Consider the following 23731-nt stretch of genomic DNA (forward strand, 5'->3'; position numbering starts at 1 on the left):
CCTTGTACAACACCCTCTTGATTGAATTGTTGATCAAGGAGAGTTTTGCGTTGATCAATTCCGGTAATGTGTTGTTTTCTTTAAATATACTTCATATTGAAAGTTTATTGGTTCATTATTGAAGTTTCAGGGCAATTATTTGTTGTTTTGGACTTCAGTATAACTTGTTTAATTTTCTAAAATTACCAAAAATATAGCGGATTAAAAGTCCCTTGGTTTAAAAGATGTTTAAGATTGGTATATGAAGAATTTGAATTATGGAATAATTGGGAATTGCCGAAGTGCGGCATTGGTGTCGGAAACCGGCGCAATTGACTGGTTGTGTTTGCCACAATTTAACAGTTCGTCGGTGTTTGCCAGCTTGCTGGATGAACAAAAAGGAGGAAGTTTTAAAATTATTCCGGAACACCTGAAGAAGATTACGCAGAGCTATATTCCGCGAACCAATATTTTGAAGACTCGTTTTGAGTGCGAGGATGGCACGTTTGAGGTTCAGGATTTTATGCCTCGATACAAAAATCCGGACAACGGGGGCTATTACATCCCGCCGGATGTGGTTCGCTATTTTAAGTGGATTGAAGGCCAGCCCGAACTGCGTATCAGCTACGAGCCAAAGCTGGAGTATGCCAAGCATGAAACAGCTAGTTTTATGGAGCAAGGTTGTTTCACCAATGTGGAGCAAGGCTGCTACATCAAGTCCAATACGAAAGCGGGACCTTACGATTCGCTGTACTTGTATTCCAGCTTCGACTACAATGATATTCTGGAAAGCAATGTCCTGGTGTTGACCCAAGATGAGTTTTGCCTGCTGAGTTACAACCAGAAACTGTTGCCACAAGATACCCGTCGTTCCAAGCTGAAACTGGAACGCACCAAAGTCTATTGGCTGAATTGGGCGGAACGAACCACTGCCTATAAAGTATACAACGAAGAAATTATCCGAAGTGCCTTAACCCTGAAAATGCTAAGCTTTGATAAGAGCGGCGCTATTTTAGCGGCACTAACCACTTCGCTTCCCGAAACCATTGGCGAAGAGCGGAACTGGGATTACCGCTTCTGCTGGATTCGTGACGCCTCGATGGTGGTGAAAATTATGACATCGCTGGGGCACTACCGGATGGCCAAAAAGTACCTGAGCTTCATCCTCGATATTTTGCCCGATAAGGATGAGAAGATGCAGATTATGTATGGCATCAATGGGGAAAAGAAACTGAAAGAAATAGAGCTTTCGCATTTGTCTGGTTATGAAAATTCGACTCCGGTGCGTATTGGTAACGCGGCTTACAAGCAAAAGCAGAACGACATTTACGGAATTCTGCTGGATGTGATTTACCAGCAGTTGGAGATTTATGACATCAGCCTGGAATACAGCGAAGAGCTCTGGACCATTGTCCGGAACATCATTAAGGTGGTGGAAAATAACTGGAAAAAGCCTGATCGGGGTATCTGGGAAATTCGGAACGAAAACAAGCACTTCACCTTTAGCAAGGTTTTGTGCTGGACTGCTGTGGACCGGGCAGTGAAAATTGCCAAGCTGTTGCAGCGGGACATTTATACTGAAAAGTGGACCAAACTTCGGGATAAAATTCATCGGGACATTCATAAGCATGCCTGGTCGGAGAAAAAGCAGGCTTTTACTCAGGCTTATGGCTCCGAAGATTTGGATGCTTCCGTATTGCTGATGGAATCCTATGGATTCATTAATGCCACCGATCAGAAATATGTGAATACGGTGCTGGCCATTCAGCAAGACCTGGAGCAGGATGGACTGATGTTTCGTTACAAAAACAAGGACGATTTTGGCATTCCGCAGTCGGCCTTTACCATTTGCTCGTTTTGGCTTACCAATGCCTTGTTTAAAATTGGGCGCAAGGAAGAAGCCATCCAGAAGTTTCATCAATTGATGAGCTACTCGAACCATTTGGGTCTTTTTAGCGAAGATCTGGATTTTAAAACCAAACGCATGTTGGGGAACTTCCCGCAAGCCTATTCGCATTTGGCCTTAATTGAAACAGCGATCAATGTGTCCGAGTCACAGTTATCGGAAGAAGAACTTTTAATGGATTATATTCACGAAAAAAAGGGACTGTACTAGTCCCTTTTTTTGATTTTTGGTTCTTTCCCTTAGCTGAGGAATGTCTTTAGCATCCAGATTTGTTTTTCGGTTTCTCCAATCATATCGCTGAATAGCGTTGTACTTGCCTCGTCGTCGATTGTTGCAGCTGTATCTTTCAGTGCATTCATCTTTTTGAGCAGAATTTCTGATTGTTGAATGACAAGCTCAACGGCTTTTCGGCCTTCATGTACATCGGTTACTTCCGGAATATCGGCCACTGCAAGGTATTGACTGAATGCGTGCAACGGCTGTCCTCCTATGGTTAGAATGCGTTCTGCCACTTCATCGGCACGTTCTGAAACTTCATTGTAGTACTCTTCAAATTTGGCATGCAAGACAAAAAACAAGCTGCCTTTAACATTCCAGTGAAAACCTCTAAGGTTTTGATAGTAGATCTGCAGGTCAGCTAAAAATTCGTTCATGTCTTTTACCAATACATCGTTGGATACTTGTGTTTTTTCCAGTGTTTTCATTGTGTCTATTTTTTAGTTTGTTTTTCCTTGTTTTTTTATTCTGATTCAAAGATACTATTAGTGATATTTATTAATTTTATACCACCATAAGAATAGGTTATGAATATCAATCAACTCAAGTATTTTGTGAGCTTGTATCGGCTTCGGAATTTTTCGAAAGCAGCCAGCGAACTTCAGATTAGTCAACCAGCCCTGAGTCTACAGATTCAGAAGTTGGAGGAGGAGTTTGGCTATCATTTGGTGGAGCGCCATGTAAAACCTTTGGGAATTACGCCGGAAGGTGAGTTGTTTTTTGAGAAGGCCGTACAGATTATTCAGATGGTGAATGAGCTGGATCAGTTGAGTCTGGAGCTGGAAGAGGAAATTGAAGGGCAAATCCGGATTGGGATCATTCCAACTTTATCGCCCTATCTGACGCCTTTGGTCATTCAGCAGGCGCAACAACAATACCCAGGGCTGAAAATTGAAATTGTGGAGCTGGTTACCGAGGACATTCTTAAAAAGCTAACCTTTAATGAATTGGATGCCGGTATTGTTTCTACGCCAATCAAGGCCAGCAATGTTGGATTCAAGCCCTTGTTTTACGAGCAATTCTATTTATATGTGGCCGAAAATCATCCGCTGTACTCGCAAGCCCGAATTAAGCAGCATGAAGTTCCAGCAGACCAGTTGTGGTACCTTACAGAAGGAAACTGTTTTCAGAATCAGGTGAATTCACTTTGTACCATTCCTTCTTTTGATGCGGTGTCGTACCCGTTTCGGTATGTCTCCAGTTCCATCGAATCCCTGAAACGAATTGTAGAAAGTCAGGGGGGACTGACTTTTATTCCGGAACTGGCTACCTTGAATGTCCCTTCGGAATACGAAGATTTGGTCAAGCGACTGGAAGCACCCGTTCCGTACCGTGAGATTAGTCTGGTTTATTTGAAGTCAACCGGGGAGAAGAAATTGGTTAAGGCTTTTACGGAGGTTATTTTAGACACTATTCCCAAGCGCATGAAAAAGAAACCGTCAGTAACGGCTCCGCTTGATACGAAACTATAGGGCAAAAAAAATCCCCGAAGCTTGTGCTCCGGGGATTTTTATATCATGAGGGTGAAGCTTACTTCACTTCTTCAAAGTCTACATCAGTTACTTCGCCGTCTTGGCCAGCTGACTGCGTATCTCCACCTTGAGCTCCTCCTGCATTCGCATTAGGACCGGCTTGCTCACCGCCTGCCTGGGCCTGTGCGTTATACATTTCCTGAGAAGCTGCCTGGAATACTTGGTTCAACTCAGCTGTTGCTGCGTCAATGGCATCCAAGTCTTCTGCTTTGTGGGCTTCTTTCAGCTTGTTTAAAGCAGCTTCAATCGGACCTTTTTTGTCAGCTGGAAGTTTATCGCCAAACTCTTTCAGTTGTTTTTCAGTTTGGAAGATTAATCCGTCAGCCTGGTTCATCTTGTCTACTTTCTCACGAGCTTTTTGGTCCGCATCAGCATTGGCTTCTGCTTCCGTTTTCATCTTTTGGATTTCATCATCGCTCAAGCCCGAAGATGCTTCAATTCGAATGGATTGTGATTTTCCAGTCGCTTTATCCTTGGCATGAACGTGAAGGATACCGTTGGCATCAATGTCGAATGATACTTCAATTTGAGGTACTCCGCGTGGTGCTGGTGGTATTCCGTCCAGGTGGAACCGTCCGATGGTTTTGTTGCCATTGGCCATTGGGCGCTCGCCTTGCAGAACATGAATCTCAACAGATGGCTGGTTGTCAGCAGCTGTTGTAAATGTTTCTGCTTTTTTGGTTGGAATGGTTGTGTTGGATTCAATCAGTTTGGTCATCACACCACCCATGGTTTCAATACCCAATGAAAGCGGAGTTACGTCAAGAAGCAATACATCTTTAACTTCTCCTGTCAGTACTCCACCCTGAATGGCAGCACCTACAGCAACAACTTCATCAGGATTCACCCCTTTTGAAGGCGCTTTGCCAAAGAACTGCTGTACTTTTTCCTGAATGGCAGGAATACGTGTTGATCCACCAACCAATAGAATTTCATCAATATCGGATGCTGCCAAGCCAGCGTTTTTCAAGGCTTTTTTACAAGGCTCGATTGTGGCATTGATCAGGCTGTCAGCTAATTGTTCGAATTTGGCACGTGTCAGTGTTTTTACCAAGTGTTTTGGCACACCGTCAACCGGCATAATGTAAGGCAGGTTGATTTCTGTTTGTGTTGAACTTGACAACTCAATTTTAGCTTTTTCTGCTGCTTCTTTTAAGCGTTGCAGAGCCATTGGGTCTTTGCGAAGGTCAATGCCTTCATTGCTTTTGAAGTCTTCTGCCAGCCAGTCAATCAAAACCTGGTCGAAGTCATCACCTCCAAGGTGAGTGTCACCATCGGTTGATTTTACTTCAAAAACACCGTCACCCAATTCCAGGATAGAGATATCGAACGTACCACCACCCAAGTCAAAAACGGCTACTTTCATGTCACGGTCCATTTTGTCTAAACCGTAAGCCAAAGAGGCAGCTGTAGGCTCGTTGATGATCCGGCGTACTTGCAGACCTGCAATTTCTCCGGCTTCTTTGGTAGCCTGGCGCTGAGCGTCGTTAAAATAAGCAGGAACAGTAATTACTGCTTCTGTTACTTCTTGTCCTAAGTAATCTTCAGCTGTTTTCTTCATTTTTTGAAGAACCATTGCTGAAATTTCCTGTGGCGAATATTTACGGTCATCAATCTGTACCCGTGGTGTATTGTTGTCTCCTTTAACTACTTTATAAGGAACGCGTGCCACTTCTTTGCTCAAGTTGTCATAGCCTTCACCCATGAATCGTTTGATGGATGAAATGGTTTTTTCAGGGTTGGTAATGGCCTGACGTTTGGCAGGATCACCAATTTTGCGCTCACCGTTTTCTACAAAAGCAACGGTTGATGGGGTTGTTCTTTTTCCTTCGCTGTTAGGAATAACAACAGGCTCGTTTCCTTCCATTACAGAAACGCATGAGTTTGTTGTTCCTAAGTCAATTCCAATTATTTTTCCCATGGTAATTGTATTTTTATTTTTAATGATTTCAAGTTGAATTTAAAATTCACGATCAAGAGGAATCAATGATTATGCCAAGAGAAAATCTTCTTGTTGAAATGCAATAATGGCACAAAGGATGGCCTGAGAAAAAATCATGCTGACATATTTGGTGACAAAAAGACAGCGGTTGTGGTTTTTTTTCTATTTTAGGCTTCAAATCAATTAAACGTAATTTATCAATGAAATCAAACGCGATCAGAACGGGTAAGAAAGAGCGACTGCTTTCGCTTGATGCCCTGAGGGGATTTGACATGTTTTGGATTACCGGCGGAAGCATGTTAGCTGTTTTTTTTGCAGAAGTAACCGGTTTTGACTGGTTGTCGAACCAAATGCATCATGTTGAGTGGGCTGGCCTGCGCATGTATGATTTAATTTTCCCCTTGTTCATGTTTATTTCGGGGGTGGCCATTCCGTATGCCCTGATTTCGAAACTTGAAAAAAATGTTCCTCAAAAAACATTACTGGCCAAAGTCACCAAGCGTATGGTTACTTTGGTGGTGCTTGGAGTTATTTACAATGGTGCCTTGCAGGGCAACCTGACCAATATTCGTTTTGCCAGTGTGCTGGGACAAATCGGTCTGGCTTATTTTTTCGCAGCCGTTATTGTTATTTATACCAAATCATTTGCAAGCCGTTTGTATTGGCTGGCGGGTATGCTGGTGGGCTATGCCTTCATTCAGCTTTTTGTTCCTGTTCCGGGATTTGGTGCCGGGGTGCTAACACCGGAAGGATGCATCAATGGGTATATTGATCGTTTGTTTCTTCCCGGACGTTTGCACGGAAAGGTGTTTGATCCTGAAGGCTTATTGTGCATTATTTCGGCTGCCGGCATCACCTTGATGGGCTCAGTGGCTGGTCACTTTTTACGTGAGCAAAGCCGGACACCATGGCAGAAAATTACGATCCTTTCCGGTATTGGTGCAGGCTTGCTTGTACTGGGACTGGCTTTACATCCGGTTTACCCAATTATTAAATCGGCATGGACTACTTCTTTTAACCTGGCAGCAGGTGGAATCAGCTTTTTGCTGATGGCCTTTTTCTACCTGATTATCGATGTGCTGAAATGGCAAAAATGGTCTTTCTACTTCCGAGTCATTGGAATGAACTCCATTTTTGTGTATTTATTTGTCCGGTTTATTGATGTGTCAACATTAACCGGCTTCTTGTTTGGTTGGTCGCCTGAGCTTCTGGGAGACTTTGGTCAACTGATCTGGATTATTGGTTATCTGGGGATTATCTGGTCGGTGTTGTATTACATGTATCGCAAACAAATTTTCTTACGAGTATAAACAACAAAGGGCTGCAATTGGCAGCCCTTTGTTGTTATTTAGAAGATGGCATAGCTAAAGCCAAGGTTAAGGGAAAGTCGGATGCTGTTATCCTGGGTAAGATAGGATGTGCGCATGGGTTTGTCGGAGTAATAAGCCTGAAGCTGGCCGTTAATTTGAAGCTGTGGCGATAGGTAGTAAGAAATGCTGCCATTCAGTGCCAGCGTATTTTTCCAATATTTCTGCTCCTCCTCAGTCGCAGAATACTTCGGTTCTTCAATTCCATAATATCCTACCCCAAACCTGGCAATTGTTCTGAAATTGGGGGTGTAATTCCATCCAATGGAGGAAGATAGATTGAGTATATTGGATGGATAGCCCAAGTCCTCATCGCTTAGACGTATTTTCTCGGATAAGTTTAGGTTGAAGATTCGATCCCAATAAAGATTGATGGGCCGTACACAGCGATAATTTAATTGTGCGATTAACAGTGTGAGGTCATTTTCCCATTGATCAGTGTCATTGTTTTTTTGCATGTTGTGCGAGTAGTGGGGACTTACAGTTGCTGTCAGCTTTCTTCCGGCATAGCGATCAGGAACAGAAGCAAAACTCCAGTAATCATTCATGGTCGTAAAGTAGGAGATTGTACTTTCGGTAACCAATTCTTGCTTGTGTAGCAAAGAGTCTAGTGCTTCCAGTTCGGCAATTTTGCGAATGCGATAGTCGAAAAAGCGCTTGTTTTTAAGCTTGGTGGCTGTTTGGGCAAATTCAAAAATATCATCATCGGTTAATTCCCGGTTGAGCAATCCATCTTTTTCAAGCGACTGTAAAATGTAATACGCCTGCCAGTAGTCACTGATGGGTTCGATACGCCCATAACCTCCGCCCAGACCCAGCTGTAAGACGTAATTGTTGTTTGTGGTCTTATTGGTATTTGAATTGGAAGTCAGCTTATCTTTATGGGTGCTATAGAAAATGGATGGAGCTACCGTTAAAAAGAATTTGTCTTCCTGTAGGTAGTAGTCCTGATTTCCGCTAAACTGAAGGTGTAGCTGAGCATCGGTTGACTTCGTTGTATTGGGGCCTTCTTTATCCTTTTTGGATTGGTAGTTGGGCGTGAGTGTGGCCGAAATGAACGTGACTTTCTTTCGCGAGTTAAAATTAAACTGATATTGCAATTCAGCTGCTGTGTGGAATTGGGATTTTTCAAAATCCACGGCATCCAGCCAAAGGTTTCCGGAGGCTTCCTGTTGTTCAAAAGTAGAACGACTTCCTGATAAACTGAAGGTGCTGGTTAATTCGTGACGTTTGTATTCGGGTGTTTTGTACCTGGAAAGATCAAAATTCTTATCCTGTGCAGGGAGTGTAAACGTAGCAAGCAGGAAAAGGCTAAGTAACAGGTTTGTTTTCATGGAGTTATTTTTAGCGTTTCGCTTAAAAATACAAAATGTTTTTAATATAAAAAATGTTAATAGTTACTGTATGTCTTGCAGGATACCTTATCTGAGAAATCAGTCTGGATAGGTTTTTTACAAAGCTTAAAAGCAACTTATAAATTTGTACTTTTGTAGTTTAATAGAATTTGAAAAGTTATGTCAGTACATAAAGAAGTTAAACGAGTAACAACTCATGTCCTTTCAGAAATGAAATTGAAAGGCGAAAAAATATCCATGCTGACCAGCTATGATTATAGTATGGCCAAGCTGGTGGATGAAGCCGGCATTGATGTTATTTTGGTGGGTGATTCAGCCTCCAATGTGATGTCGGGAAATGAAACAACGCTTCCGATTACTTTGGACCAGATGATTTACCACGGAACCTCGGTCGTGAAAGCTGCCAACCGTGCCTTGGTTGTTGTTGATCTTCCTTTTGGAACCTATCAGGGTAACAGCAAGGAAGCTTTAAGTTCGGCTATTCGAATTATGAAAGAAACGGCTGCTGATGCCGTGAAGCTGGAAGGCGGTCGCGAAGTTATTGAGTCGGTGACTCGTATTTTATCGGCTGGCATCCCAGTTATGGGGCACTTGGGCTTAATGCCACAGTCTATTCATAAGTACGGTACTTATACGGTGCGTGCCAAGCAAGAAGAAGAAGCCGAAAAACTGATTGAAGATGCCAAGTTGTTGGAAGAAGCCGGCTGTTTCGCTATCGTGCTGGAAAAAATTCCGGCTGCGTTGGGAACAAAGGTTGCTGAATCCGTTAAGATCCCGATCATCGGAATTGGTGCTGGTAGCGGTGTAGATGGTCAGGTGCTGGTGATTCACGATATGTTGGGAATTACCCAGGAATTTTCGCCACGTTTCTTGCGTCGTTATCACAACTTGGCAACCGAGATAAAAGGTGCCGTTGGCAGTTATATTGAAGATGTTAAATCGGTCAATTTCCCGAATGAGCGGGAACAATATTAAGCGGAGTATTGGAAGACAATAGTCCGTGAAAGGGGCTGCAAGCAAATGGTAGCGTTTGTTTGCAGCCCCACAAGTATCAAACTATAGCAACTCTTTTTTCAGTTATTTAATTCCCAAATCATGCAAGTTATCTACGAAGACAACCACATTATTGCAGTCAATAAAGCCTGTGGCGAAATTGTGCAAGGCGATAAGACCGGAGATGAAACATTGATTGATCAGGTGAAAGCCTACATCAAGAAAAAGTACAACAAGCCCGGTGATGTTTTCCTGGGGTCGCCTCACCGGCTGGACCGCCCAACCAGTGGTGTGGTTTTGTTTGCGCGAACCAGTAAAGCGTTAACCCGGCTGAGTGACATGTTTCAGGATAAAGAAGCCATTAAGAAAACTTACTGGGCGGTAGTAGACGTGTTGCCTGAGGAGATGGAAGACACGCTTGAGCATTATCTTTGGAAAGATGAAGGCAAAAATAAAAGTTATGCCTCAGCTACTCCAAAGCCTAAGAAAGGCGCTCGTTTTTGCAGCCTGAGTTATAAGCATCGGGCCAGTCTGAATCGTTTTCACTTGCTGGAAGTTGACTTGCAAACCGGTCGTCATCATCAGATTCGGGTGCAGTTGGCCAAAATTGGATGCCACATTAAAGGCGATTTGAAATACGGAGCTGCCCGAAGCAACCAAAATGGAGGAATTCATTTGCATGCCCGCAAGTTGGAATTCATTCACCCGGTAAGTAAGAAGGCATTGAAGATTGTGGCTCAGCCGCCTAAGGGAGATCCGATTTGGAACGAGTTGATTCAAATTAAAGAATTACAGGATTAGCCTGTCAGACAATCGACTTCAGCGAATTGCCATTAAAGCTTAAGGGCAATAAGCCATTGACATTGTCAAGCACTTCGATTTTGTTGGAACTATCCAGGATAATTCGCATGGGTTTTTTAAACCGGTGCTGGCTTTCCAGCATCACTTGCCGGCAGGCTCCGCAGGGGCTGACATTGGCAGCTGGCTGGCCGTTTTGGTCAATGGCCGTAACAACAAGGGTTTCAATAGCCAAACCCGGGTAGTTTCCATTGGCCCAAAAAATGGCGGCCCGTTCGGCGCAGGTTCCCAGTGGGCTGGATGCATTCTCCTGATTGTTTCCTGTTACAATTGTTCCATCTTCAAGACGAAGCGAACTGCCAACAAGGTAGTTGGAGTAGGGGGCATAAGCCTGCAAAGCCGAAGCGCGTGCCTGCAGGATCAATTCCTGATCTGAAGTCGACAATTCTTCCAGTTTTTCAAACTCGGAGATACTAATTATAATTTCTTTCGTTTTCATAGGGAGGCTTTGTTCAAAATTACATTTTTTTGTTTAGTTATGCCAATGCTTTAAAAACAGCCTGCTTTTTTTATTTTTGCTAAAAATCTTTGGTTTATGATCCGAAAAGTTTTGTTCAGTATTTGTTTCTTGTTGGTTGCTTTGGTTGGTTTTAGCCAGCGCAAGTACACCCGGGAAGAGTACATTGAGAAATATGCCGAACTGGCCGTTAGTGAAATGATGCGAAGTGGGATTCCGGCAAGTATTACCTTAGCACAAGCTTGTTTGGAATCAGGTAATGGAAACTCCATGCTGAGTGTGAAAAGTAACAATCATTTTGGTATCAAATGTAAGAGTAGTTGGAGTGGGAAACGGGTTTATCACGATGATGATGAAAAGGGAGAATGCTTTCGGCGCTATAACTCGGTTGAAGAATCCTTTCTGGATCATTCCGATTTTCTGATGCTGAATCCGCGTTATGCATCGCTGTTTAAGCTTAAAATTACGGATTATAAAGGTTGGGCCAGAGGATTGAAAAAGGCCGGTTATGCTACCAATCCACATTATGCCAATCATTTGATTCGAATTATTGAAGATCACAAACTTTACCTTTACGATGAAGGTTTAAAGAAATCGCAAATTGCCAGAATCCGACACCGTCATCGGCCGGCTGATGGAAAAAATCTTATAAATCCTTATCAAACCCGCAAGGTAGTTATGCGCAACGGATTGAAATCCATTGTGGTAAAAGAAGGGGATACTTTTCAGCGCATAGCCCAGGAATTTGGCATGAAAGAATGGGAGGTTTATACCTACAACGATTATCCCAGAGGGCATAAGCCTCAGGTAAATGAAATCTTATACATTGAACCCAAACAACGCAAAGCAGCCAAAAAGCATCGGACACATCATTTTGAAGCAGATGATACGATGCACTTCATTGCGCAACGCTATGGGATCAAACTGAAACGGCTCTATCGGTTGAATCGTCTGAAGCCCAGCGAGCGGCCTGAGACAGGAGCTACCATTTACTTACGAAGCAAAAAGCCTAAAAATTAATTGAACGATTATAGACCGTGGTGTATTTCTTTCGGGCAAGTACAAAAAAAAGATAGTCTCTAATCCAGGACTATCTTTTTTTTGTGGCTTTTAATTTGTTTTAAGCTTGTTGATGCCGTGGTAGCCGCGCAAAAAATCTTCTGTTTTCATCCGCTTTTTACCCGACAGTTGAAGGTCGGTAATGTGAAGCCAGCTATCGGCTGATGCAATTTTTAAGTATGTTTTTTCATCCGACTCAATGGTTCCCGGAATAAGCTTGTCTGCTTTTTCAAGCTCTGCAAAGAAAATTTTCAAGGTTAGTGGTTGGCCTTTTTCATCGAGCAGTTCGGTCCATGCGGCCGGATAGGGGGATAGTCCGCGAATCAGGTTGCGGATTTGCTCACCTTCTTGGGACCAGTTGATTCGACAATCCTCTTTAAAAATTTTAGGGGCAGGCTTTAGTTTTGTGGTTTGAATTTTATCCTGTGCGATGGCACTGTAATTTCCTTCGCCCAAAGCATCCACGGTTTTCACCACCAGTTGAGCTCCAATGCCCATTAAGCGGTCGTGAATATCGCCTACGGTATCGTTTTCCTGAATCGGTGTTTTTTCATGAAAAAGAATGGCTCCGGTGTCAATTTCATGGGACAACAGGAAGGTGGTGACTCCGGTTTCCTTTTCACCATTAATAACTGCCCAGTTTAAAGGGGCGGCCCCACGGTATTGCGGCAGCAACGAACCATGCAGGTTAAACGTTCCCAGGCGCGGCATGCGCCATACAACTTCCGGCAACATCCGAAAAGCCACAACAACTTGCAAATCGGCTTTCAGGCTTTCCAATTCTTCAATGAAGGCCGGATTTTTGAGTTTTTCGGGTTGTAAAAGGCGCAAGCCTTTTTCTGAAGCATACTTCTTTACGGCTGATTCCTGGAGTCTCCGCCCTCTGCCTGCAGGTTTATCCGGGGCAGTAATGACACCAACAACCTGGTAGCCATTTTCAACTAAAGCCGCTAAGCTGGCAACAGCAAAATCGGGGGTTCCCATAAAAACGATGCGTAAATCTTTTCCGGTCATATGTTTTCTGATTTTGTACAAAGATACCTTTTAAGCCGAAGAAATTCCAAGTTCCAGCGGCAGTTTTCAGGCATGAAAAAAGCCGGCTGTAAGCAGCCGGCTAGTATTTATATTTTCGAGCCACATCGGGCCTGAGTTTGCGATTTCCCTTTTGGGCTTTGGGATCGTAAGGGCAATGCCGGCATCCGTTGGCACAACAATAGCCCCTTTTTACCAGGAAGCTTTCCGTCATTACCCGATAGCCTTCTTTGCTCAGGTAATAGTCTTCTCCTTCCACGCTGTCGTCATATCCGTCGGAAAACAGGTGATCAAACATTCCCATGGCGGCTGGCTAGTCGTATTTAAACTTTTGCAGGTAATGGCCCATGCGGTCGCGTTTGGTTTTCAGGTACCGCTGGTTGTACTCGTTTGGAGCAACTTCAACCGGAATGGTTTCGGTAACCGTTAGACCGTACCCTTCAATTCCAACCCGTTTGACAGGATTGTTGGTTAACAGCTTCATTTTGTGAACGCCAACTTTACGCAGGATTTGTGCTCCAACCCCGTAGTCGCGTTCGTCAGCCTGAAATCCCAAATGAATATTCGCATCAATGGTGTCTAAGCCTTCATCCTGAAGTTTGTAAGCTGCAATTTTATTCATCAGTCCAATGCCACGACCTTCTTGCATCATATAAACAATGACTCCTTTTCCGGCTTTTTCAATCATCTCCATCGATTTATGCAGCTGCTCGCCACATTCGCATCGCATGGATCCGAAGATATCACCGGTCATGCAGGAAGAATGCATTCGTACCAGGATCTCCTCGTTTTCTTCCCAGCTTCCTTTAATTAAGGCCACATGCTCTGCTCCGTTTGATTTTTGGCGGAAAGGAATAATCCGGAAATCGCCGTATTTAGTTGGCATGCTTACTTCTTCTCCCTGATCAATCAGGCTTTCTGTTTTTAGCAGGTAAGCAATGAGGTCTTCAATCGAAATAATTTTAAGATCGAATTTTTGAGCCACTTCCATCAATTCGGGCAGGCGGGCCATGGTTCCATCTTCGTTCATAATTTCAACCAGCACACCTGCAGGTTTCAATCCGGCCAAACGAGCCAGGTCAACGGCTGCTTCGGTGTGTCCGGTACGACGAAGAACACCACGATCTTTTGCTTTTAGCGGGAAAATATGTCCCGGGCGTCCGAGTTCTTCCGGATCGGTATCTTCGTTGGCCAGGGCTTGTATGGTTTTGGCGCGGTCGCTGGCCGAAATGCCTGTAGTGCATCCGTGCCCAATTAAATCAACCGATACGGTAAAAGGGGTTTGATGCGATGAGGTATTTTTGCCCACCATGAGTTCCAGTTCCAGTTCTTCACATCGGCTTTCAGTCAGTGGCACGCAAATTAATCCCCGGCCATGGGTGGCCATAAAGTTCACTTTTTCAGGAGTAATCAGTTCTGCTGCAGCAATAAAGTCCCCTTCGTTCTCACGATCTTCATCGTCAATAACGATGATCAGATCACCTTTCCTGATGGCCTCAATAGCCTCCGGTATCGTATTTAATTTGAACTCGCTCATTATAATTATCTGGTTTTCAAAATGCAGGTGCAAAATTAAGGAAAAATATCGGTTTATAGATGATAAAATTACACCTTCGAACGTTTTGCCTTTTCCCAAAGGGGAGATTGCCTGCCCCTGAAATAGCGAATGATGCCCAGAATGGACGCCAGATTCATGGCAACAAAGTAGTAAGGGATAAATAGGGCTTTATGGTGAATTCGCCGGTTTTCAAGCAAAAAGCCGACCAAGGCCAAGAGGTAGAGAATGGCTTGAGTACAAAAGAATAAGACGTAGAAGTTGATGCCGGAGCTGGATGGACTTTCGGATAAAATTAAAAAATTGATAAAAAAGAGCAGGAAAAGGGCAAAGGGAGCTATGGTCCAGCGCAAAACCTTGTGCGAGAAATACTGAAAGCTCAACCAGCCAAAGCGAAAGGGATTGAGCAGTTGAGGAAACCGGAAAAGGGATTGAATGCCCCCGGCCGCAATTCTTGTTTTGCGTTTTAGTTCTTCTTTGACGCTGGCTGAGGCGGTTTCCAGCGCATAGGCTTCCGAAGTGTAAGCGACTTTATAATCTTGGGCTGCAATACGAATTGAAATCATAAAATCATCAAGCAGGGTGTCGTTGGGCAGTTTGTGGTATAGTGAAGTGCGAATGGCAAAAAGCTCACCGGCTGCACCTACCGTTGAGTTGAACCGGGCGTCCATTTGTTTGATGAAAGACTCCAGTTTCCAGTAGAAGCCCTCGCCAGAGGCTGCCGCATTGTCCTGTTCTTTTTCGCAAATGCGTTTTTCTCCTGCTACACAGCCGACTTGGGGATCCTGAAATGCAAGCACGATTTTGCGAATGGCTTCTTGGTTGAGCAGGGTATTGCTGTCGGAAAAGATGACAAAAGGAGCTTCTACAAACTGCATTCCCCGGTTCATGGCATGTATTTTTCCCCGTCTTTCCGGCAAGTGCTCCACCTGAATTTCAGGATAATTTTTTAGCTGCTCTTTTGTTCCGTCATTGGAGCCGTCGGTTAACCACAGATACTGAATTTTTTCTTTGGGATAATTGAGCTTGAGGGAGTTTTGCACTTTAAGGTCGACCATGTCTGCCTCGTTGTACGCTGTTACGAACAGGCAAATTTCGGGGCAGGTCTTGGGAGGCGGCTCCTGAGTTTTAGCCGACTTTCGAAAGCTCTGCTTCAGGGTTGCCAGCACCCAGATTACAAGGGCATAGCCAATGTAGGTGTACGCCACAATGAAAAGTGCGGTCCAAAAGAGAATGTTAGCCATGAAGGTGTTGCTTGTAAAAGTCGGTTAAAGACTCGGCAATGGCTAAGTTATCAAATTTTTCGTGAATAAAGTCGATGGCATTTTTACACAGCTGATCGTAATCGATTCGGTTGTCGATAAGCTGACTGATGGCCTCAATAAACTCATTGGCATCGTTGACCAGCAAGAGGTGTTTGCCTTTTTCCACGGCTATTCCTTCAGCACCAATGGTGGTTGACACAATGGCTTTACCCAGGGCGAGCCCCTCAATCACTTTCACACGCATGCCGCTTCCCGACAGCAAGGGAACCACCATAATTGCTTTGGAATTCATAAACGCATAAGCATCTTCAACTTCACCCAGAAAAACAACATTCTTGCGGTTCAGTTTTGCTTGCAGCCATTCTGGAGCATTTCGCCCGGCAACATAGAATTTGAGGGTGGGATATTTCTTTCGAAGCTTTTTCCAAGCATGTTTCATAAACCACAGCAAACCTTCCTGGTTGGGTGCCCAGTCCAGGGCTCCAAGGTGAAAAAGAGACGGGTATTCCAGCTGGCCGGCTTTAGGAACCAGGGTGGCCAGGTCAATTCCTGTCTGTGTCGTGTGTTTGGGTTTGGTATTGCCCAGTTTATCCAAAAAATCACCATCCCGATCGGTTATCGGAACCAGTAAATCATATTTGTTTAATTGGTTGCGCTCAAACTGTTTAATACGCTGGGCTAGTATTTTCAGGTAAATGCGTTTGATCCCGGGGGTTACCATTGCCGTACGCTCCCATATTTCGTGCTCTACATTATGAGCCCGGTAGGCAATCAGTGCCTTGGAATGTTCACGGATGGTTGGGATGTAAGAACAAAGATAAAGTCCTTCAAGCTGAACCAGATCGAACTCATTGTTTTTAAGAATTCGGACTAACTGCCTGTTGAAGTCTGCTTCGATAAAACGTGTTGCCTGGTAGGGAAGCTTTGAAAAAAGTAAATTGGAAACAGCACCGAACAGGGTGATTTTTGCAGGCACATTGGCCAGTTCAAAATGCATCTTCTCTTTCAGGTCATCCGGAATTTCGTCCAGCCGGGTCTGATGCTTGCGGGTGTTCATGGCCAGCACATGAACATCGTGACCTAAAAGCGAAAATCCTTTTGCCATCGTAAGCATGGCAATTGCGCCCCCATCCTTGGGAGGCCATGGGCTTTTATGACATAACTGAAGTATTCTCATGCCTTCACGAGCTTGCTGGGTGTTCGGGGCATTCTTTTTTGAATGATCGGGCTTGTATGGTTTTGTTCGTATGTCAGTATTGTCATGGTTGATTCAGTTCTAATTCTTTTCGGGTTTTTCTTTCTTTTTGAACAGGAAGCTAAACAGGCGTTTTAAATTGTGTTGATAAGTTTCCAGGTTTAACAGCGCCGAGTCGTTAGCCGATTTGTAGGTCAGGAAAATACCTAAAGGCAAAAACAGGAAAGTCGAAAACCACATGCCATTGGTCATATTCCACATGTCTTCGCGGGCAAACTTTTCGCCTGAGATAGAAACCATGTAGTAGGTAATAAACATCAGTATGGAGACCACAACGGGCATTCCGAGTCCTCCTTTTCGAATGATTGCGCCAAGGGGAGCTCCAATAAAAAAGAAGATAAGACAAGCTACCGACCAGGTAAACTTGCGGTGTTTTTCCATTGTGACTTTGTTGATGAAATTTTTTCGACTATAAAGTTCATTCAGGTTTTGGTTGATGGTTTGCTGGTTGGAGCGTGCCACCCCAAGTGCTGTGCTTATGAGTTCGCTTTGCGCGTGCGAATCCAGCGATTGGAACAGATCCTCGAAGTTGGCCAGGGTATCGGCCTGAACCCGATAGTCTCTTTTGAGCGAATCAATGGGTTGTGTCATGCTGAGAACTGCTTTGGACAGTGTCTGCGGATAATTCATTGAAACGGCAAATCGTCTAACCCGAGAGCTGTATTCATTATACAAGGAATCTTCCTGGTTGTTGAGTTGCGACAGGTTCATCATTTTGTAGGCACTTCTTAGGCGGTTTTCGTCCGTTCGTTGAAAGTCAAACCCTTCAAGTGGTATGGTCACAACCTCTTTCCCAAAGCTCTCCCTACGGAAAGCGTAGGTACGGTTTTTTCCTCGTTTGTTAGGTTCCAAGTCTGTTGCCGACTGCCCCGAATACAAGGTCATAACCATGTATTTTTTATCTTCTGAAATTTTCATGGACCCGGAATCAGCAATGGTTACCTTGATGTTGCCTTTGTTCTCCTTGTGGTCATAAATCATCAAGCCATAAAGCATGTTGGTCTTGTTGTTTTTCTTGTCAACCTTAATGCTATAGCCGTCAATTTCATTGGTAAATACGCCTTCCGGAATAATCATCTCCGGTTTTTGCTTTTTTACACTGACCAATAAGGCTCCGAACTTGAGGTTGGTTTTCGGGAGGACATTATTGGAGAAATAAAAGGCAAATAAACTTAAGGCTACCGCAACAACTATTAAAGGGCGCATGATGCGAAACAAAGAAATGCCGGAAGCTTTTATGGCAACCAATTCGTAGTTTTCGCCCAAGTTACCAAAGGTCATGATGGAGGCCAGAAGCATGGCTAAAGGGAATGCCATGGGAATGAGCGCAAAAGAGGCATATAGCAAGAGCTCGGCCACAATGTTCCACTCCAATCCTTTACCAACCATGTCATCAATGTACTTCCACAGGAATTGCATCAACAGGACAAATACAACGATGAAAAAAGTCATCAGGAAAGGCCCGAAAAAGGTCCTTAAAATAAATAAGTGCAGTCGTTTCATATTCTATTCTTGGAAACGAATACAAAGCTAAGGTATTTTAGAGAAATTGAAAGTTAAAAAAATGCTTAACAGCCCAGGATGTGTTTTAGGTCTGCAATCTGAGAATTCCAGAGGTTTGCAGTTTCTTCTGTTTCGTCCTCATCGGAAAAATCAATGACAATAAGGGAAACATCTCCTGTAAGTTCATCTTTGGAAATCCGAAATTCAAAGTAGCTGTCTTCTTCATCAACCCAGTTGAAGCGAACAAGTCGGTCTTCCTTGTGTTGCGTTTTTTCAGCTTGCTGCTCAGCGCCTTCCCAAATAAAAGTGAAAAAGTTGCCTTTTACCTTAACATCATCAGCAAACCATTCAGTCAGCCCTGAAGCTGAACTTAACCGATTGAATAACACCTTGGGAGAACAGTTTATCGGGAACTCTAGCCGTATTTTCGTTTTTTCAGTCATTGGGTTTTCGTTTTTTGCAATATAGGTATTATGGCTCAATATAACAATCAGTTAAACATGGAAGAACTAAAAATCGTTCTTGCCCGGTCTGTTTTTCGAACCATTGAAAAAACAGCACAATTTTTTCGATAGGTTTAATACATTGAATAGCTGAGTTAAACAGCATAGTTTGGGCTTTTGTTTGAAATTTCATGTAAAAAAAAGTTGCATTGTGTTTACGGCGACAGAAAATAAATACTATATTTGCAACCGCTAAAACGGAATGGCGAGGTAGCTCAGCTGGTTAGAGCGCATGATTCATAATCATGAGGTCGGCGGTTCAAGCCCGCCTCTCGCTACGGAAGCAAGGCAGTTAAGAGATTCTCTTAACTGCCTTTTTTTATTTTCCTACGTACCATTTGCATACAGAATGGCTTGTGCTAATTCCTGCTTTTTTAGAGTAATTTTCACCTTGTTCGAAAATTAAACCAAAGCTTTATTGGATAGTTTTCATCTCCTTTGTGTCCTGCAAATCTGCCTTTTTGACTCTTGGGGCCCAATTGTTCTGCTTGTTTGAATTTGGTGCCAATGGCAGGAATTTCATACAAAAAGGAAATATCTCCTTTCGGAAATGGTGGAAATGTTCCGCCGGCAACGTGTTTGGGGCGGGCTGGGGTAAACAGTTGGAAAAACAAGTTGGGTGTTTCTGAAACTACGGTAAAATCTGTTTCTGTTGTTTCCAGTGTAGCCCAATACAAATTCCCGTGATATCCTTTAAATTCAGGGTAGATGAGCTTGTTAAAGCTTTCACCGGTAATGGTGTTGTTATAGCTTTTCTCCCATACTCCCAAATTGCTTCCTTTTAGTCGGTTTTTCCAAACACGATAAGGCCCGCGCCCCATCCATTTTACACCGGTACATTTTTCTTCGGGATAGTTGAATGAAATGCCCAGAAAGTCAATGTTGTTTAAGCGACTTGCAGGAGGGCTGGCTTGTAGCATCAACAGTCCGTTTTTCTGTAGCTCCCACGTCACTTTTTCAGGATAAGATTCGGAATGGATTTCAAACACGAAATTGCCATCTGCATTCTTGGCCCATTGGGTTGATTTTACACTTGTGTTAGTTCCTGCCGGAAGAGGCCCGCCGGAAAGGGAAAGCGTTCCTTTTTTGTTTTTTACCGAAAGCAGGTGCCCGTTTTGTTTGTTGAAGGAGATTTCAATCTCTTGAGTCAAGGCGGTAACGGTTTTTTCGGTTTCTGTAATGCGGATCTCTTCGTTGATGGAAGGGCGGGAGTGAATCAGGTCTGTTGCTTTTTCGTTGGGCTGGATGACTGGCCAGGTCCAGGTATAGAGTTGATAGCCTTGGTGGTCAATGGCTGTAAACTCAAAGATATCGGCTGTTAATAAGGCCTCTTGGCAGTCTATTTGTATTCTGGCTGTCTCACCCGGTAATGCGTCAGGACTTGGCATGATACCACTACCGGTAATTTCTTTTTGAGTACTTCCAATCGGTATTTTGTACGCTTCCCATCTAAAAACACAGTTCTTGAGATTGGTGTAGGTGAATTTGTTTTTCAGAAATAGTATCCCATTCCATTGGCGATTGATGGTTACTGGTTCTGGTTGAACCGGTGACCAGATTTCTTTGATGGTGTAAAAGCTCCCTTCTTTTTCGCGGTGAGGTCCCAGAATTCCGTCGGGAGCATGGTTGCCATCGCTATCGTAGGTGGTGCCAGGAAGGTCAGTTCGAAGCACTGCTTCATCAGCCAGCACCCACAAAAAGGCACCGGCATGGAGGGGGGACGATTCGTAACTGCGCCAATATTCCTCCAACCCTGCACCATGACCACCGTCGTATAGTCCATGGAGTAGCTCGGTGGGCATAAACGGATCGTTTCCATAGGTGAACCGGCCAGAGGCATATTCAAACTCCGGGTAGTGGTGGGTGTCTGCACCATTGCGCAACAGCCATGGATAAAGTACCGGCCGCTGTTGAATGTCGTAGGTATGGAAGTTTTTTTCGTTGGCAAAATCCCAGCCGCCCTCATTGCCGTGGTTCCAGATCACAACGCTGGGATGATTGTGGTCGCGCAGTACGGTTTCTTTTACCAGTTTGGGGCCAACGATGGTGTCATAGCTGTCTTGCCAGCCGGTAACTTCATTTAGAACGAACAGGCCGATGGAATCGCACAACTCCAGAAAACGTTTGTCTGGGACGTAGTGTGAACAGCGCACGGCATTCATATTCATTTCTTTCATCAGCCGAATGTCGGTGAGGTGATTCTCTTCGCTGAGGGCACGACCTGTTTCGGGCCAGAACGAATGGCGGTTCACGCCTTTGAAGACCACTTTTTCGTCGTTGATGTAGAATCCATCATGCTTGCGAAGTTCCACCGTGCGAAATCCAATGCGCTCGGTTACTTCGTGCACAATGGACTGATCCCTTTTTAGTGTGATCTTCATGTCGTATAAAGTCGGCCATTCCGGATTCCATGCGCGGATGTTTTCAAATTTTCCGGAAATAACCATTTCGCTCATTCCCTTTCGAATTTCAGAGGGGGCAATTGCACCAACTTTGTTTCCTTCAATATCAAGAAGTTCTGCGGAAACAGAATCGTTGGTTTTAACATGATTTAGTTCTATTAATGCGCTGAAGGTTCCGTCGGCTCTGGCATCAATGGCTGCTCGTTGAATGTGGGTTTTGGGAAGCACTTCGAGAAAAACGGGACGGAAGATTCCGCCAAAAATCCAAAAGTCAGCCTGGCGTTCGGCGCGGTTTACCGACTCATTGTCGGAGTGTTTCGCGACATCGACTTCCAGAAGATTCGTGGTGCCGAATTTTAACAATTGGCTAATATCATATTTAAACCGGTAGAACGCGCCTTGGTGCATCGCTCCGGCTGATTTTCCATTGATTTTCACACGGGTGTCGGTCATTGAGCCATCGAAAACCAGGTTGATGGTTTTGCCCTTCCATGTTGCCGGCACTTCAAATTCGTGTTTGTAAAGTCCGTGTTCTTTACCGAGCTTAAGGTCCTTGTTCCGCCAGTCGTGTCCGTAGTTATAGGTTCCAAAGCCTTGCAACTCCCAATTGGAGGGGACTGGAATTTGTGTCCACTTACCGCAGTTCTGGCCGTCGGTGCAGTAAAAATCCCAGTCAACAGTATTGGCGGCATCGGTTCCGGAGAGGTAGATTATTTCAGTGGTTTGAGAAAAAGCGCTTAGCGAAAGTCCAGCAATGATAAGGACAAGAAGTGATCGAAGGAGGTGCATATGTTTGAATGTTTAGATTAGGTTAACGAATTGTTTCGCTTTGTAATTTAGTGATTTTTTTAGATAGGGGATCGTGAGTGGTTTTCTCCCAGATACTTCGGGGTGAAAAGAACAAGGGAAGGAGAAGGATCAAGCGTGGATGGAAAACCTTATGCCTTGGGACTGTGTTTGGATGGGTGTGCGCTTGGGCTGCTGTTCCATTGGGGCTTGTGGCAGAGAATACCGTTAAATGATTTTTGGTGCTGTTGTTTGTGTGTTGATATCGTGTAGCTTATGTGGCTGTGTGAATTGGCAGCGGTAAAGAGGATGTTGATAAAATGATCAATGCGCTTTTCAATCTTGTAAAAGTCGTTATGAAATAGTAAAAGCGGTAGGGGTTTTAGGCAAAAACAAACCAATTTCATACCTTTGTGCGCCTGAAATTAAACAAATTCAAAGAAAATAATCACTAAAAATAAAGAATTGATATGGCATTAATTAATGAGCATTATCTGAAATTGCAAGCGGGCTATTTGTTTCCCGAAATTGGACGACGTGTGAGCGAGTTTGTGGCGGCCAATCCCGACAAGAAAATTATAAAAATGGGAATCGGGGATGTTACGCGTCCTTTGGTTCCGACCGTGCTGAAAGCTTTTCATGAAGGAGTTGATGAGCAAGGAAAAGCAGCGTCGTTTAAAGGTTACGGACCCGAGCAAGGCTATGAATTTTTGCGCAAAGCCATTGCTGAGCATGCCTATCAGGCCAATGGAATTAATATTCCGGCTGATGATATTATTGTTTCGGATGGTTCGAAGTGTGATACCGGAAATATCCAGGAAATTTTTGGTGCCAGCAATAAGATTGCGATCTGCGATCCGGTTTATCCGGTTTATGCCGATACCACAGTGATGTCGGGCAAAACCGGAGTTTGCCAGGATAATGGCTACTACGAGGGAGTCATTTACATGCCTTGTACTGAAGAAAACGGATTTACTCCTGATTTGCCGACAGAGCGTCCGGATTTGATTTTCTTGTGCTATCCGAACAACCCAACCGGAACGGTTGCCAGCAAAGAAGAATTGGCGAAGTGGGTGAACTATGCCCGCGAAAACAAGTGTGTCATTTTATTTGATGCTGCTTATGAGGCCTTTATTACCGATCCGGCTATCCCGCGTTCGATTTATGAAATTGAAGGAGCGAAAGAAGTAGCCATTGAGTTCCGCAGCTTTTCAAAAACGGCTGGTTTTACCGGAACGCGTTGTGCATTCACTGTAATTCCTGAAGAACTGAAAGCTTACGACAGCGAAGGAAATGCACACTCGGTAAAGAAATTGTGGTTGCGTCGTCATTCCACTAAGTTCAACGGAGTTTCTTATCCGGTTCAAAAAGCAGCAGCAGCAGTTTTTACACCTGAAGGAAAAAAAGAGGTGGAAGAAGTGATTGCTTATTACCTGGAAAATGCCCGGATTATGCGCGAAAGCCTTGAAGAAATTGGTTACTCGGTATATGGTGGAGTTAATGCGCCTTATGTTTGGGTAAAAACCAAGGGAGGAATGACTTCCTGGGAGTTTTTCGATAAGGTGTTGAGCGAAGCCAATGTGGTTGGTACTCCCGGTTCCGGGTTTGGACCTGCCGGTGAAGGCTATTTCCGCTTTTCGGCCTTTGCTGATCGTGATAGTGTGCTTGAAGCCATGACGCGCATCAAGAATTTGAGCTAATTACAT

Annotated in this window: 19 protein-coding genes and 1 tRNA gene; 8 read left to right on the top strand and 12 right to left on the bottom strand. The window is 44.1% G+C overall.

Features of this window, described 5'->3' with window-relative positions; genetic code table 11:
• Positions 1 to 241 precede the first annotated feature (241 nt).
• Entirely contained in the window at positions 242 to 2095 is a 1854-nt protein-coding gene (locus ACRD6K_RS17185; protein ID WP_430974287.1) for a glycoside hydrolase family 15 protein, read from the top strand.
• A gap of 29 nt (positions 2096 to 2124) precedes the next feature.
• On the opposite strand, the gene ACRD6K_RS17190 is transcribed toward ACRD6K_RS17185, so the two are convergent.
• A complete protein-coding gene (locus ACRD6K_RS17190) occupies positions 2125 to 2589 on the bottom strand; it encodes a Dps family protein (protein ID WP_430974288.1) in 465 nt (154 codons plus the stop codon).
• Positions 2590 to 2688: 99 nt separating this feature from the next.
• On the opposite strand from ACRD6K_RS17190, the gene ACRD6K_RS17195 reads away from it, so the two are divergent.
• Entirely contained in the window at positions 2689 to 3633 is a 945-nt protein-coding gene (locus ACRD6K_RS17195; RefSeq protein ID WP_430974289.1) for a hydrogen peroxide-inducible genes activator, read from the top strand.
• 58 nt (positions 3634 to 3691) lie between these two features.
• On the opposite strand, the gene dnaK is transcribed toward ACRD6K_RS17195, so the two are convergent.
• Positions 3692 to 5614 (bottom strand): molecular chaperone DnaK, encoded by a 1923-nt coding sequence (gene dnaK, locus ACRD6K_RS17200; protein ID WP_299583305.1) that lies wholly within the window; start codon positions 5612 to 5614, stop codon positions 3692 to 3694.
• A 221-nt stretch (positions 5615 to 5835) separates the two neighbouring features.
• Here dnaK and ACRD6K_RS17205 point away from each other — a divergent pair, with 221 nt between their 5' ends.
• Positions 5836 to 6945: an acyltransferase family protein gene (locus ACRD6K_RS17205; protein WP_430974290.1), complete on the top strand. Its 1110-nt coding sequence runs from the start codon at positions 5836 to 5838 to the stop codon at positions 6943 to 6945.
• A gap of 38 nt (positions 6946 to 6983) precedes the next feature.
• Here the strand turns inward: ACRD6K_RS17205 and ACRD6K_RS17210 are convergent, their stop codons facing one another.
• The gene (locus ACRD6K_RS17210) at positions 6984 to 8336 is read right to left on the bottom strand and encodes a hypothetical protein (RefSeq protein ID WP_430974291.1); all 1353 of its coding nucleotides are present in this window, start codon (positions 8334 to 8336) and stop codon (positions 6984 to 6986) included.
• A gap of 180 nt (positions 8337 to 8516) precedes the next feature.
• Here ACRD6K_RS17210 and panB point away from each other — a divergent pair, with 180 nt between their 5' ends.
• Together panB and ACRD6K_RS17220 are read left to right on the top strand one after the other, a co-directional pair.
• On the top strand, positions 8517 to 9332 hold the full coding sequence (gene panB, locus ACRD6K_RS17215) for a 3-methyl-2-oxobutanoate hydroxymethyltransferase (RefSeq protein WP_299583296.1): 816 nt from the start codon (positions 8517 to 8519) through the stop codon (positions 9330 to 9332).
• Positions 9333 to 9452: 120 nt separating this feature from the next.
• Positions 9453 to 10151, top strand: a complete 699-nt coding sequence (locus ACRD6K_RS17220) for an RluA family pseudouridine synthase (protein WP_299583293.1) — start codon at positions 9453 to 9455, stop codon at positions 10149 to 10151.
• 4 nt (positions 10152 to 10155) lie between these two features.
• Here ACRD6K_RS17220 and ACRD6K_RS17225 read toward each other — a convergent pair whose 3' ends face one another.
• A complete protein-coding gene (locus ACRD6K_RS17225) occupies positions 10156 to 10647 on the bottom strand; it encodes a cytidine deaminase (RefSeq protein ID WP_299583289.1) in 492 nt (163 codons plus the stop codon).
• A gap of 96 nt (positions 10648 to 10743) precedes the next feature.
• Here ACRD6K_RS17225 and ACRD6K_RS17230 point away from each other — a divergent pair, with 96 nt between their 5' ends.
• Entirely contained in the window at positions 10744 to 11685 is a 942-nt protein-coding gene (locus ACRD6K_RS17230; RefSeq protein WP_430974292.1) for a glucosaminidase domain-containing protein, read from the top strand.
• A 90-nt stretch (positions 11686 to 11775) separates the two neighbouring features.
• Here the strand turns inward: ACRD6K_RS17230 and fmt are convergent, their stop codons facing one another.
• The 7 genes from fmt to ACRD6K_RS17265 form a co-directional block, all read right to left on the bottom strand.
• Positions 11776 to 12738 (bottom strand): methionyl-tRNA formyltransferase, encoded by a 963-nt coding sequence (gene fmt, locus ACRD6K_RS17235; protein WP_299583283.1) that lies wholly within the window; start codon positions 12736 to 12738, stop codon positions 11776 to 11778.
• A gap of 100 nt (positions 12739 to 12838) precedes the next feature.
• Positions 12839 to 13060 (bottom strand): C1orf53 family protein, encoded by a 222-nt coding sequence (locus ACRD6K_RS17240; protein WP_299583280.1) that lies wholly within the window; start codon positions 13058 to 13060, stop codon positions 12839 to 12841.
• Positions 13061 to 13069: 9 nt separating this feature from the next.
• Positions 13070 to 14293, bottom strand: coding sequence for a bifunctional 3,4-dihydroxy-2-butanone-4-phosphate synthase/GTP cyclohydrolase II (locus tag ACRD6K_RS17245; RefSeq protein ID WP_299583277.1), 1224 nt, complete (start codon positions 14291 to 14293; stop codon positions 13070 to 13072).
• 68 nt (positions 14294 to 14361) lie between these two features.
• Complete coding sequence (locus ACRD6K_RS17250) at positions 14362 to 15555, bottom strand: glycosyltransferase family 2 protein (RefSeq protein WP_430974293.1); 1194 nt, start codon at positions 15553 to 15555, stop codon at positions 14362 to 14364.
• The gene (locus ACRD6K_RS17255; RefSeq protein ID WP_430974294.1) at positions 15548 to 16753 is read right to left on the bottom strand and encodes a glycosyltransferase family 4 protein; all 1206 of its coding nucleotides are present in this window, start codon (positions 16751 to 16753) and stop codon (positions 15548 to 15550) included. Before ACRD6K_RS17255 ends, ACRD6K_RS17250 begins: the two co-directional genes overlap by 8 nt.
• Positions 16754 to 16852: 99 nt before the next feature.
• On the bottom strand, positions 16853 to 18334 hold the full coding sequence (locus ACRD6K_RS17260) for an LptF/LptG family permease (protein WP_430974295.1): 1482 nt from the start codon (positions 18332 to 18334) through the stop codon (positions 16853 to 16855).
• A gap of 65 nt (positions 18335 to 18399) precedes the next feature.
• Positions 18400 to 18777, bottom strand: a complete 378-nt coding sequence (locus ACRD6K_RS17265) for an START-like domain-containing protein (RefSeq protein ID WP_430974296.1) — start codon at positions 18775 to 18777, stop codon at positions 18400 to 18402.
• 264 nt (positions 18778 to 19041) lie between these two features.
• On the opposite strand from ACRD6K_RS17265, the gene ACRD6K_RS17270 reads away from it, so the two are divergent.
• Positions 19042 to 19115 (top strand) — tRNA-Met (locus ACRD6K_RS17270).
• A 108-nt stretch (positions 19116 to 19223) separates the two neighbouring features.
• Here ACRD6K_RS17270 and ACRD6K_RS17275 read toward each other — a convergent pair.
• A complete protein-coding gene (locus ACRD6K_RS17275) occupies positions 19224 to 22028 on the bottom strand; it encodes a glycoside hydrolase family 2 protein (RefSeq protein ID WP_430974297.1) in 2805 nt (934 codons plus the stop codon).
• A gap of 467 nt (positions 22029 to 22495) precedes the next feature.
• On the opposite strand from ACRD6K_RS17275, the gene ACRD6K_RS17280 reads away from it, so the two are divergent.
• Complete coding sequence (locus ACRD6K_RS17280) at positions 22496 to 23725, top strand: LL-diaminopimelate aminotransferase (RefSeq protein WP_430974298.1); 1230 nt, start codon at positions 22496 to 22498, stop codon at positions 23723 to 23725.
• Positions 23726 to 23731: the final 6 nt, after the last annotated feature.

The organism is Sunxiuqinia rutila, from assembly GCF_050589705.1.
GTDB classification, from domain to species: Bacteria; Bacteroidota; Bacteroidia; order Bacteroidales; family Prolixibacteraceae; genus Sunxiuqinia; species Sunxiuqinia rutila.